This window comes from Geobacillus stearothermophilus ATCC 12980 (assembly GCF_030369615.1).
Lineage (GTDB): Bacteria > Bacillota > Bacilli > Bacillales > Anoxybacillaceae > Geobacillus > Geobacillus stearothermophilus.
Window position 1 is genome coordinate 236,833 of sequence record NZ_CP128494.1, and the last position, 13,226, is coordinate 250,058.

Here is a 13,226-nt window from a genome sequence, read left to right on the forward strand (position 1 = left end):
AGCATGAACGCGAAGCGAATGAAGAAGGGGAGGCGTTGGCTCCCGCTTGTTGGATTGTTGCTGTTGACCGCCATCTTGTTTTCCTATGCCATGTTTCAAGGCGGATTTGTCAGCTGGTTTTTGTTTTACAGCTTTTTGCCGTTTGGACTGCATGCGTTTGCCGTCGCCTTGTATCCGATCAGACGCGTTGCGGTAAGCCGGACGGTGCCGGCGAAGCGCTATCATGCAGGAGAACCGATTCCGGTGACGGTCCGCATGGAGCTGCCTTGGGCGATTCCGCCCGCTGCCCTCACCGTTTCGGGCCAGGAGCCGCGGCATGGAGGGGCGATGGCCGCGTGGCCGTTTCGACGCCGCCTTTCTTGTGCGTGGTCGCTCTCGTTGCCGCGCGGCCGCCATCAGTTGGACATCGTGCGCCTCGAGGCTTCTGACGCCCTCGGCTTTGTGAACAAAGCAGAATCGTTTTCGGCGCCGTGCACGATCATCGTGTATCCCCGCTATTGGCCTTGGCCGGCAGAAATGGTGCGTGAATGGTTCGCCTATGGAAAAGAGGCCCGCCCGCTTGCTTACCGCCGCGATCTGGCGGTGGCGGCCGGCGCCCGCGAGTACGCGCCCGGTGACAAAATGTCGTGGGTGCATTGGAAGGCGTCAGCGCGAAGGCAAGCGTTGATGACAAAAGAGTTCGATGAGCCGCGCAATGACGATTGGATCGTCGTGCTCGACGGCGCCGCATCGCCATGGTTTGAGGAGCTTGTCACGCTGGCGGCGTCCATCGCGAAAGCGTTGATCGATGAAGGAGTCCCAGTCGGCCTGCTCGTGACTGGAAAAGCACGTTCTTATTTAGCGCCGCGGCGAAGCGAGGAGCAGTGGCCGTCGCTCCTTCTCCGTCTGGCGGAAGCGGAGGCGAACGGATCAGCGCCGCTTGCGTCTCAATTGGCGGAGGAGGGGAACTGGAGAACAACGGCCGGTTGCGTGGTCGTGACGTCGAGGTTATCCGCCGAGTTGGCTGCGCAGCTGCGAGTGATGGCGTCAAAACGCTGCATAGTGTTGTATGTGGTCAACCGTGAATGGGGAGAGGACGAGCGGAGGTGGGCGGACGGACTCCGCCATGCGGGGGTGCACGTATCCCACATGCCCCCTCAATCATGGCAAACTGTCCGGCAAGGAGGAGAAGACGGATGAGGCGGTTAGGGACAAGGAAGTTGTCTGCTATGCTGCCCAACGTCCTAGCGGCTTGGCTGCTCACGGAATGGCTTTGGCCGTTGGAAGACGTGACGGATACAGCGCATATTAGAGTGTTTGCGGCCTTTGTCGCCCTTTGCTTCGGGATGTATTGGCTCCGCCTTCCGATCTGGCTGTCCGCTTTGGGGAAAGCGGGATATATATGGTGGTCGCTCGCTTGGCTGTTTTCGTTCCATTCGGCCGCCTCGCTGCCGTATGCCTTATGGCGGGATGGCGCGGCTTGGCTGCAGGAGGGACGCTTGTCCATGCCGAGCGATGCCGTGCGCACCTTTGCCTTTTTTCTGCTGCTATGGGCCATCTCGTTTCTGTTTCATTGGCTGATTGTCCAGAAAAAACGGTGGTTTGTCCCATACGCATTGACAGTTGGGTATATCGCTGTGCTTGATACGTTTTTTCCGTATAGCGGGAACGACGCGATCGTTCGCCTTGTGGCGCTTGGCTTTTTCGCCTTCGTTTGGCTGCATGGCGAGCGGCTGCAGGCAAAAGTGCCGTCTTTTCGCATCGGAACGTGGCGGGCGGCCGCTCTGTTCATTCCGGCTGCTGCTTTGGCGGCTGGGTATGCGGGACCAAAGCTGCCGCCGCAATGGCCGGATCCGGTGGCGTTTATCCGCAGCGATCACGCCCAGCCGGAAGAAACGAACGACGACTCGCCTTCTCCTGGCGTGGCAAAAGTGGGATACGGACAGAATGATTCCCGCCTCGGCGGGCCGTTTATTGCTGATGATACCGTCGTCTTTACGGCGAAAGATCGAGGGCTTCATTACTGGCGGATTGAGACGAAAGATATTTACACCGGCAAGGGATGGGGAGTGTTTCCGAGCGAGCAAGTCCGCTCGTTTGCCAACGGCGAAGAGCTCAAGTATGAATGGTGGAGCGATCAAGTTGAGACAGTGGAGCAAAAGGCGGAGATCGAGCGGCGCAATCAAGGGTTTCATCTCGTTTATCCGCTTGGGTTGCGGCGGGTGGAAGCAGCCGAACCGGTCGTGTACCGCATGGATGTGGCGACAGAGAAAATTTATACGACCGATGACAGGGCGAATGCGTTCCCTGTTGGCAAGTATTCATTGACCTATTGGGAGCCGGATTTTCCGATTGCGGCGTTGCGCGCCGCGCCCCCAGTTCGAGACCCTCTTCTGTTGAAACGATATACGCAGTTGCCAAAGACGCTTCCGCAAAGGGTGCGCGACTTGGCGAAGCAAATCGCCGTCGGAGAACAGACGGCTTACGACAAAGTGAGAGCCATTGAGCAATATTTTCAACTTGGGCAATATACGTACGAAACAAAGGATGTCGCCGTTCCAAAAGAGAACGAAGATTACGTCGATCAATTTTTATTTGAAACAAAACGGGGGTATTGCGACAATTTTTCGACTTCTATGGTCGTGCTCGTGCGTTCGCTCGGCATTCCGGCGCGCTGGGTGAAAGGCTATACGTCCGGAAGGCTTGTCAGCGAGCAAGACGGGGAAAATCTTTACGAAATCCGCAACCATGACGCTCATGCGTGGGTTGAGGTGTATTTTGAAGGCGTCGGCTGGGTGCCGTTTGAGCCAACGCGGGGGTTTGTCAACCCGTATGCGTTTTCACTTTCTCAACAGAATGAGGAGCAACAAGCGCAGCCCTCGCAGCCGGAAACACAGGAACAGCCGCGCGTGCCGCTCGAACAATTGATCAAACGATCATCGCCAGAGCAAGACCGCCATTGGTGGGAGAAGCTGGCCGACAGTTGGTCATGGCAAATGGTGCTGGGCGTGTTCGCGATGCTGGCGGCATTGGGCGGAACGATTTACACGACAAGACGAAAATGGTGGCCGCGCCTTACGCTCCTTCGATTCCGCCGCCGCCAAGTTGACGGCCCGGAATGGCTTGTCCCCGCTTACTTGGCGTTGTTGCGTCAGCTGCATGACTACGGGCTGAGGCGAAAAGAAGATGAAACGTTGCGGCAGTACGCCATTCAAGTGGATCGTTTATTTGAAACCGATGAAATGGAACGTTTGACCAAATCGTATGAACAAGCGGTCTACGGCGCAAACAGCAGCCGGATCGACATCCGTGAGGCGCGCCAATTGTGGGAAAATTTAATAAAAAGGACGATCTCTTGACCGCCTGCCGGCAAGTTGATAGAATGAATTCAAATTTGCATACGGATAGACGAAAGCCCTTCATCCTATTTCGCGCAGGAGACTCCCACTTCAACGACCAAAGGGAGTAAGTGGGAGAGGAATGCGCGTTCCCCCTTTCTTTTGTGTATGATAGAATAAAGGCGTGGAGAAAACCGTTCAATAAAGGCACTCCAATCACGGCTACTCGATGTATGGAGTTGGTTACAGAAAACGTTGTAACCGTAAAACATCGAGCGTAGGTCCGTCTGTTGTGTGTGGAAGCCAAGTACTGCCAACAGACACACCGAGAGAATCGGTAACGATGCAGGCATGACCTGCGTCGTTGGGTAGTCGTCAACCTGCCCCCTGATGCAACCCCAAGTCAAGGAAGGAGGACGAAGTCCGTTTGCACTTCTGGGGAGTTGCAAGCCCCCACTTCAAGCGTTAGCGAAGTGGGGGTAGTTGACATAAGCGCAAGAATATGGCTTGTGCGTCTCTACCGGGCCGCCGTAAACGGCCCGACTATGAAGGCAGAAGACGCTGCTATTCTGCCTTCATCCACGTTTTGGGCAACGGCAGCGTTATTTTTTTGACGGGGTGGAAAACATGAACCAAGAAATGATCGTCGTCTTGGACTTTGGCAGTCAATATAACCAGCTGATTACCCGCCGCATCCGAGAGTTTGGCGTCTACAGCGAACTGCATCCGCACACGATCCGTGCTGAGGAAATTCGTGCGCTGAACGCCAAAGGAATCATTTTCTCGGGCGGTCCAAACAGCGTGTATGATGAACAAGCGTTTACATGCGACCCAGCGATTTTTGAGCTCGGGCTGCCGATTTTAGGGATTTGCTACGGGATGCAGCTGATGGCGCACCACTTAGGCGGCAAAGTGGAAAAGGCGTCGCACCGCGAGTACGGGAAGGCGCTCATTCAAGTGAAACATGACTCCCTGTTGTTCCACGGTTTGCCGGACGAACAAGTCGTCTGGATGAGCCATGGCGATTTGGTTACCGCTCTGCCTGACGGCTTTGTCGTAGATGCCACAAGCCCTTCCTGCCCGATCGCAGCGATGAGCGATGAACGGCGGAAGTGGTATGGAGTGCAGTTTCATCCCGAAGTGCGCCACTCGGTCTACGGCAACGATTTGTTGAAGAAGTTTGTTTTCGATGTATGCGGCTGCCGGGGCGACTGGACGATGGAAAACTTCATCGATGAGCAGGTGCGTCGCATCCGCGAACAAGTGGGCGAAAAAAGAGTGTTGTGCGCCTTAAGCGGCGGGGTTGACTCGTCGGTTGCGGCTGTATTGGTGCACCGCGCTATCGGCGATCAGCTCACCTGCATTTTTGTTGACCACGGCCTTCTTCGCAAAGGCGAAGCGGAAAGCGTCATGAAGACGTTCCGTGAGCAATTCCAGATGAATGTCATCAAAGTCGATGCGAAAGACCGCTTTTTGGCGAAACTAAAAGGGGTCAAAGATCCGGAACAAAAGCGGAAAATCATCGGCAACGAGTTTATTTACGTCTTTGACGATGAGGCGGCGAAGCTTGAAGGCATTGAATTTTTAGTGCAAGGGACGCTCTATACCGACATTATCGAAAGCGGCACGGCGACGGCGCAAACGATCAAATCGCACCATAACGTCGGCGGTTTGCCGGAAGATATGAAATTCGAACTGATCGAACCGCTCAATACGCTGTTTAAAGACGAAGTGCGCGCTCTTGGCACACAATTAGGCATTCCGGACGAAATCGTTTGGCGCCAGCCGTTCCCGGGTCCGGGGCTTGGCATTCGCGTCCTTGGCGAGGTGACGGAAGAAAAATTGGAAATCGTCCGCGAATCGGATGCGATTTTGCGCGAAGAAGTGAAAAAAGCGGGGTTGGACCGCGACATTTGGCAATATTTCACTGTTCTTCCCGACATCCGTAGCGTCGGGGTGATGGGTGATGCCCGCACGTACGATTATACGGTCGCCATCCGCGCCGTAACCTCGATCGATGGGATGACCGCCGATTGGGCCCGCATTCCGTGGGATGTGTTGGAACGCATTTCAACGCGCATCGTCAACGAAGTGCCGCACGTCAACCGCGTCGTCTACGACATTACAAGCAAGCCTCCGGCGACGATTGAGTGGGAATAAAAACGAACAAAAGACGAGCATTTCCAAAGAAATGTTCGTCTTTTTTCTTGACAAGCGACCGACAGGCTGATACAATAGCTGTGGAATCATGAATATTGTCGAATTCCGTCGTATAATCCCGGGAATATGGCTCGGGAGTTTCTACCAAGCTACCGTAAATAGCTTGACTACGAGGGATGTGAAATAGAGAGCCGATGTCCTCTCTCTGTTCGTCATTCCTTCTTAGTCAACGCTTCTGGTAGCTGCAGAAGCGTTTTTATTCTTTATAGGGGGGACAGACGTGAGAAAGTATTTTCAGTTTGATGAGCTCGGCACGAATTATCGGACGGAGATCATCGCCGGGCTGACGACGTTTTTGTCGATGGCGTACATTTTGTTCGTCAACCCATTTACCTTGTCGTTAGGGGCGGTGAAAGATTTTCCTGACGAACTCCGCATTGACCAAGGAGCCGTCTTTGTCGCCACGGCTTTGGCGGCGGCATACGGGTCGATTTTAATGGGAGTGCTGGCCCGCTACCCGATCGCCTTGGCGCCGGGGATGGGGCTGAGCGCTTTCTTCGCCTTCACGGTCGTCTTGCATATGGGCATTCCGTGGCAAACGGCCTTGGCGGGAGTGTTTGTTTCCGGCATCATTTTTACGATTTTATCGCTCACCGGCATTCGAGAAAAAATCATCGATGCCATTCCCATTGAACTGAAATATGCCGTCAGTGCCGGAATTGGGCTGTTCATCACGTTCATCGGCCTGCAAAACGCTGGGATCATTGTGAATAACGACGCCACGCTGGTCGGATTGAGCGATTTGAAAGACGGCAATACGCTGCTCGCCATTTTCGGATTGTTCATCACCGTTGTTTTAATGGTGAAAAAGGTAAACGGCGGGGTCTTTTACGGCATGGTCATTACGGCTGTCGTCGGCATGATCTTCGGTTTAATTGAAGTGCCGAAGCAAATTGTCGGCGCGATTCCGGATATTTCGCCGACGTTCGGCGTCGCGATTGAACACTTGCCGGACATTTTCTCGTGGAAAATGCTTGGCGTCGTTTTGACATTCTTTATCGTTGACTTTTTCGATGCGACTGGCACCCTTCTAGCTGTCGCCAACCAATCCGGGTTGTTGAAAAACAATAAACTGCCGCGCGCCGACAAAGCGTTGCTTGTTGACGCGACAGCGGTGATGGTTGGGGCGGTGTTTGGCACATCGACGACGACATCGTATATCGAATCGTCGGCCGGCGTCGCTGCTGGAGGACGCTCCGGGTTTTCCGCGGTCGTGACGGGGATTTTGTTCTTGCTGGCGCTGTTCTTCTCCCCGCTCCTGAGCGTCATTACCGCACCGGTCACCGCACCAGCGCTCATCATCGTCGGGGTGTTGATGGCTTCGTCGATCGGCAAAATTGACTGGGAAAAGTTCGAAGTCGCCGTGCCGGCGTTCTTCACCTTGATCATGATGCCGCTCTCCTATAGCATTGCCACCGGCATCGCTGTCGGCTTCATCTTTTACCCGATCACGATGCTGTTGAAAGGCCGTGGTAAAGACGTTCATCCGTTGTTGTATGTCCTGTTTGTCGTCTTTATCTGCTACTTCGTCTTTTTGCGGGAATAGAAGAGGAATAAAGGGCTGTTCCTAAGGCGGATTGGCTGCCGTGGGAACAGTCTTTTTTTTGACAAGAGCGTAGCGGGGACGACAGAGTGTGGAAGGTGATGTGCTATAATGGAAGAAATGATGAAAGGGGAATGAACGATGTTTATCCATCGCTTAGAGGAACATTCATGGCTAAAGTTGCTCACAATGGAAGATGCGGAATCGCTTTTTGCGTTAATTGATTCATGCCGCCCACATTTGCGTCAATGGCTCCCATGGGTGGATTCAACCCAAACAGTAGCGGATTCGAAAACGTTTATCTTTCAAGGGTTGCAGAAGTTTGCTGCTGGAAACGGCTTTGAGGCCGGGATTTGGCACCGCGGCCAATTGGCTGGTGTGATCGGAATTCATTATATGGATCGAGCGAATCGAAAAACGAGCATTGGCTATTGGCTTGGCGAATCGTTTCAAGGAATGGGGCTGATGACGAAAGCATGCAAGGCGTGCATCGACTATTTGTTTACAGAGCAAGGGATGAATCGCGTTGAAATCCGCTGTGCAACAGAAAATCACCGGAGCAGAGCGATTCCAGAACGGCTGGGATTTACAAATGAAGGAACGATTCGAGACGCGGAGTGGCTTTACGATCGTTTTGTCGACCATGTTGTGTACGGGATGCTAGCGAGAGAATGGGAGAAATGTGAATAAGGGGGGGATGCGGAAAAATGGCTCTTCCCCCATAAGGGATTGCATGTCTGATTCCATTGTGAACAATGCCATCATGGTAGTGGTAGTGCCGAAAAGCCATGCACATCTTTAAGGGATCTTGACCGACTCCCTTTGCAATAAACATTTGACATATCAAAATGGAGATGCTATATTAATAAAGCCGCTTCGATGCGGCAAAAAAAAACAAAAAAAGAGTGTTGACAAAAAAACGAAAAGATGATACATTATAATAGTCGCTTTTGAGGAAGTAATTCTTCTGGCGATGAAGAGATTGATCGTTCCTTGAAAACTGAACGAAACGAAGCGCGACGAAAAGCGGAGGTCCGCGGGTCGACGCGACGGGCAAATGTTCTTCGCCTGCAAGGGTGCTTGTACCCGGAAGGCGAAGGTTATTTGACCCCGAGCGGCGGCGGACCGAAGCTGGACAATACGAAAAGCGGAGGTCCGCATGGGCCGAAGCAAAAGCCAATCAACTTTCTTTGGAGAGTTTGATCCTGGCTCAGGACGAACGCTGGCGGCGTGCCTAATACATGCAAGTCGAGCGGACCGGATTGGGGCTTGCCTTGATTCGGTCAGCGGCGGACGGGTGAGTAACACGTGGGCAACCTGCCCGCAAGACCGGGATAACTCCGGGAAACCGGAGCTAATACCGGATAACACCGAAGACCGCATGGTCTTCGGTTGAAAGGCGGCCTTTGGGCTGTCACTTGCGGATGGGCCCGCGGCGCATTAGCTAGTTGGTGAGGTAACGGCTCACCAAGGCGACGATGCGTAGCCGGCCTGAGAGGGTGACCGGCCACACTGGGACTGAGACACGGCCCAGACTCCTACGGGAGGCAGCAGTAGGGAATCTTCCGCAATGGGCGAAAGCCTGACGGAGCGACGCCGCGTGAGCGAAGAAGGCCTTCGGGTCGTAAAGCTCTGTTGTGAGGGACGAAGGAGCGCCGTTCGAAGAGGGCGGCGCGGTGACGGTACCTCACGAGAAAGCCCCGGCTAACTACGTGCCAGCAGCCGCGGTAATACGTAGGGGGCGAGCGTTGTCCGGAATTATTGGGCGTAAAGCGCGCGCAGGCGGTCTCTTAAGTCTGATGTGAAAGCCCACGGCTCAACCGTGGAGGGTCATTGGAAACTGGGGGACTTGAGGGCAGGAGAGGAGAGCGGAATTCCACGTGTAGCGGTGAAATGCGTAGAGATGTGGAGGAACACCAGTGGCGAAGGCGGCTCTCTGGCCTGCACCTGACGCTGAGGCGCGAAAGCGTGGGGAGCAAACAGGATTAGATACCCTGGTAGTCCACGCCGTAAACGATGAGTGCTAAGTGTTAGAGGGGTCACACCCTTTAGTGCTGCAGCTAACGCGATAAGCACTCCGCCTGGGGAGTACGGCCGCAAGGCTGAAACTCAAAGGAATTGACGGGGGCCCGCACAAGCGGTGGAGCATGTGGTTTAATTCGAAGCAACGCGAAGAACCTTACCAGGTCTTGACATCCCCTGACAACCCAAGAGATTGGGCGTTCCCCCTTCGGGGGGACAGGGTGACAGGTGGTGCATGGTTGTCGTCAGCTCGTGTCGTGAGATGTTGGGTTAAGTCCCGCAACGAGCGCAACCCTCGCCTCTAGTTGCCAGCATTCGGTTGGGCACTCTAGAGGGACTGCCGGCGACAAGTCGGAGGAAGGTGGGGATGACGTCAAATCATCATGCCCCTTATGACCTGGGCTACACACGTGCTACAATGGGCGGTACAAAGGGCTGCGAACCCGCGAGGGGGAGCGAATCCCAAAAAGCCGCTCTCAGTTCGGATTGCAGGCTGCAACTCGCCTGCATGAAGCCGGAATCGCTAGTAATCGCGGATCAGCATGCCGCGGTGAATACGTTCCCGGGCCTTGTACACACCGCCCGTCACACCACGAGAGCTTGCAACACCCGAAGTCGGTGAGGTAACCCTTACGGGAGCCAGCCGCCGAAGGTGGGGCAAGTGATTGGGGTGAAGTCGTAACAAGGTAGCCGTACCGGAAGGTGCGGCTGGATCACCTCCTTTCTAAGGACGAAAAGCGGAAGCGCCGCGTTCGGCTCTCGAAGCCAAATGTTCTTCACCCGGAGGGGTGCTGGCACCCCGAGGGGGAAGGTTATTTGGCAGAAGAGAGCCAGGCGCTGGAGCTAGACAAGACGAAAAGTGGAGGCCGCAATGGCCAACTGTCGATACACAGCGCTTTCGTTTCGTTCAGTTTTGAGGGAACGAGTCATGTTCTCTCAATGACAAAAATCGTTCCTTGAAAACTAGATAACCGGAAAAGCGGAGGCTCGCGGGTTGCCGCGATGGGCAAATGTTCTTCGCCTGCAAGGGTGCTTGCACCCGGAAGGCGAAGGTTATTTGACCCCGAGCGGCGGCGAGCCGACGCTAGACAATAAGGAAGAAGCCGAGAGCGCTGTAGGTTAAGCTAGAAAGGGCGCACGGTGGATGCCTTGGCACTAGGAGCCGATGAAGGACGGGGCAAACGCCGAAACGCTCCGGGGAGCTGTAAGCAAGCGTTGATCCGGAGATGTCCGAATGGGGGAACCCACTGTCCGTAATGGGGCAGTATCCATGCCTGAATCCATAGGGCATGGAGGGCACACCCGGGGAACTGAAACATCTTAGTACCCGGAGGAGAAGAAAGCAAACGCGATTCCCTGAGTAGCGGCGAGCGAAACGGGAACAGCCCAAACCAAGAGGCGTGCCTCTTGGGGTTGTAGGACCGCTCATTGTGGGAGTGAGAAAGGAACGGGGTAGACGAACCGGTCTGGAACGGCCGGCCAGAGAAGGTGACAGCCCTGTAGTCGAAACTTCGTTCCCTCCCGAGCGGATCCTGAGTACGGCGGGACACGGGAAATCCCGTCGGAAGCAGGGAGGACCATCTCCCAAGGCTAAATACTCCCTAGTGACCGATAGTGCACCAGTACCGTGAGGGAAAGGTGAAAAGCACCCCGGAAGGGGAGTGAAAGAGAACCTGAAACCGTGTGCCTACAAGTAGTCAGAGCGCGTTCATGCGTGATGGCGTGCCTTTTGTAGAATGAACCGGCGAGTGACGATGGCGTGCGAGGTTAAGCCGAAGAGGCGGAGCCGCAGCGAAAGCGAGTCTGAACAGGGCGAAAAGTACGTCGTCGTCGACCCGAAACCAGGTGATCTACCCATGTCCAGGGTGAAGGCCGGGTAACACCGGCTGGAGGCCCGAACCCACGCACGTTGAAAAGTGCGGGGATGAGGTGTGGGTAGGGGTGAAATGCCAATCGAACTTGGAGATAGCTGGTTCTCCCCGAAATAGCTTTAGGGCTAGCCTCGGGATGGAGAGTGTTGGAGGTAGAGCACTGATTGGGCTAGGGGCCCTCATCGGGTTACCGAACCCAGTCAAACTCCGAATGCCAACGACTTATGCCCGGGAGTCAGACTGCGAGTGATAAGATCCGTGGTCGAGAGGGAAACAGCCCAGATCGCCAGCTAAGGCCCCAAAGTGCACGTTCAGTGGAAAAGGATGTGGAGTTGCAAAGACAACCAGGATGTTGGCTTAGAAGCAGCCACCATTTAAAGAGTGCGTAATAGCTCACTGGTCGAGTGACTCTGCGCCGAAAATGTACCGGGGCTAAACGTGCCGCCGAAGCTGCGGGATGACCGTTGGTCATCGGTAGGGGAGCGTTCTAAGGGCGTTGAAGCCAGACCGGAAGGACTGGTGGAGCGCTTAGAAGTGAGAATGCCGGTATGAGTAGCGAAAACAGAGGTGAGAATCCTCTGCGCCGAAAGCCTAAGGGTTCCTGAGGAAGGTTCGTCCGCTCAGGGTTAGTCGGGACCTAAGCCGAGGCCGAAAGGCGTAGGTGATGGACAACAGGTTGAGATTCCTGTACCACCTCCTTCCCGTTTGAGCGATGGGGGGACGCAGGAGGATAGGGCGAGCAGGCGGCTGGAAGAGCCTGTCCAAGCCGCAAGGCTGATCCGTAGGCAAATCCGCGGATTGTAAGGCCAAGCGGTGATGGCGACGGAGTCATCCGGAAGTCCCCGATTTCACACTGCCAAGAAAAGCCTCTAGCGAGGGAAGAGGTGCCCGTACCGCAAACCGACACAGGTAGGCGAGGAGAGAATCCTAAGGCGCGCGGGAGAACTCTCGTTAAGGAACTCGGCAAAATGACCCCGTAACTTCGGGAGAAGGGGTGCTCGTTTGGGTGAAGAGCCCGAACGAGCCGCAGTGAAAAGGCCCAAGCGACTGTTTATCAAAAACACAGGTCTCTGCGAAGCCGAAAGGCGACGTATAGGGGCTGACACCTGCCCGGTGCTGGAAGGTTAAGGGGAGCGCTTAGCGGAAGCGAAGGTGCGAACCGAAGCCCCAGTAAACGGCGGCCGTAACTATAACGGTCCTAAGGTAGCGAAATTCCTTGTCGGGTAAGTTCCGACCCGCACGAAAGGTGTAACGACTTGGGCGCTGTCTCAACGAGAGACCCGGTGAAATTATACTACCTGTGAAGATGCAGGTTACCCGCGACAGGACGGAAAGACCCCGTGGAGCTTTACTGCAGCCTGATATGGAATTTTGGTATCGCTTGTACAGGATAGGTGGGAGCCTGGGAAGCCGGAGCGCCAGCTTCGGTGGAGGCGGCGGTGGGATACCACCCTGGCGATATTGAAATTCTAACCCGCACCCCTGATCGGGGTGGGAGACAGTGTCAGGCGGGCAGTTTGACTGGGGCGGTCGCCTCCCAAAAGGTAACGGAGGCGCCCAAAGGTTCCCTCAGAATGGTTGGAAATCATTCGGAGAGTGCAAAGGCACAAGGGAGCTTGACTGCGAGACGGACAGGTCGAGCAGGGACGAAAGTCGGGCTTAGTGATCCGGTGGTTCCGCATGGAAGGGCCATCGCTCAACGGATAAAAGCTACCCCGGGGATAACAGGCTGATCTCCCCCAAGAGTCCACATCGACGGGGAGGTTTGGCACCTCGATGTCGGCTCATCGCATCCTGGGGCTGTAGTCGGTCCCAAGGGTTGGGCTGTTCGCCCATTAAAGCGGTACGCGAGCTGGGTTCAGAACGTCGTGAGACAGTTCGGTCCCTATCCGTCGCGGGCGCAGGAAATTTGAGAGGAGCTGTCCTTAGTACGAGAGGACCGGGATGGACGCACCGCTGGTGTACCAGTTGTCCCGCCAGGGGCACCGCTGGGTAGCTATGTGCGGACGGGATAAGCGCTGAAAGCATCTAAGCGTGAAGCCCCCCTCAAGATGAGATTTCCCACCGCGTCAGGCGGGTAAGATCCCTCGAAGATGACGAGGTCGATAGGTCCGAGGTGGAAGCGTGGCGACACGTGGAGCTGACGGATACTAATCGATCGAGGGCTTAACCTAGAAAAGCGGCGGCGAGCCGGAGCTAGACAATGAAAAGTGAAAGCGTCCCGGCTTCTTCCCGAAACGGTTATCTAGTTTT

The 13,226-nt window shown here is 55.2% G+C and carries 6 protein-coding genes, 2 rRNA genes and 2 riboswitches; all 8 genes read left to right on the plus strand.

Translation table 11 applies throughout. From position 1 onward, the window contains the following. The first annotated feature begins 3 nt into the window (after window positions 1–3). The 8 genes from QSJ10_RS01350 (at window position 4) to QSJ10_RS01385 (ending at window position 13,147) form a co-directional block, all read left to right on the plus strand. Window positions 4–1,179, plus strand: coding sequence for a DUF58 domain-containing protein (locus QSJ10_RS01350; RefSeq protein WP_053532402.1), 1,176 nt, complete (start codon window positions 4–6; stop codon window positions 1,177–1,179). After that, entirely contained in the window at window positions 1,176–3,338 is a 2,163-nt protein-coding gene (locus QSJ10_RS01355) for a DUF4129 domain-containing transglutaminase family protein (protein WP_053532403.1), read from the plus strand. Before QSJ10_RS01350 ends, QSJ10_RS01355 begins: the two co-directional genes overlap by 4 nt. A gap of 467 nt (window positions 3,339–3,805) precedes the next feature. Next, window positions 3,806–3,862: riboswitch (purine riboswitch) on the plus strand. An 82-nt stretch (window positions 3,863–3,944) separates the two neighbouring features. Beyond that, window positions 3,945–5,477 carry a glutamine-hydrolyzing GMP synthase gene (gene guaA, locus QSJ10_RS01360; RefSeq protein ID WP_053532828.1) on the plus strand — a complete coding sequence of 511 codons (1,533 nt, stop codon included), beginning with the start codon at window positions 3,945–3,947 and terminating at the stop codon, window positions 5,475–5,477. An 88-nt stretch (window positions 5,478–5,565) separates the two neighbouring features. After that, a riboswitch (purine riboswitch) is annotated at window positions 5,566–5,667 on the plus strand. Window positions 5,668–5,757: 90 nt separating this feature from the next. Then, window positions 5,758–7,083, plus strand: a complete 1,326-nt coding sequence (locus QSJ10_RS01365) for an NCS2 family permease (protein ID WP_033016801.1) — start codon at window positions 5,758–5,760, stop codon at window positions 7,081–7,083. A 138-nt stretch (window positions 7,084–7,221) separates the two neighbouring features. Further along, a complete protein-coding gene (locus QSJ10_RS01370; protein WP_033016802.1) occupies window positions 7,222–7,770 on the plus strand; it encodes a GNAT family N-acetyltransferase in 549 nt (182 codons plus the stop codon). 497 nt (window positions 7,771–8,267) lie between these two features. Further along, window positions 8,268–9,826 (plus strand): 16S ribosomal RNA (locus QSJ10_RS01375). Between the two features lie 270 nt (window positions 9,827–10,096). Beyond that, window positions 10,097–10,225: a hypothetical protein gene (locus QSJ10_RS01380; protein ID WP_268760403.1), complete on the plus strand. Its 129-nt coding sequence runs from the start codon at window positions 10,097–10,099 to the stop codon at window positions 10,223–10,225. Beyond that, a 23S ribosomal RNA gene (locus tag QSJ10_RS01385) occupies window positions 10,220–13,147 on the plus strand. Before QSJ10_RS01380 ends, QSJ10_RS01385 begins: the two co-directional genes overlap by 6 nt. The 16S and 23S rRNA genes sit together here, the layout of an rRNA operon. Window positions 13,148–13,226 lie beyond the last annotated feature (79 nt).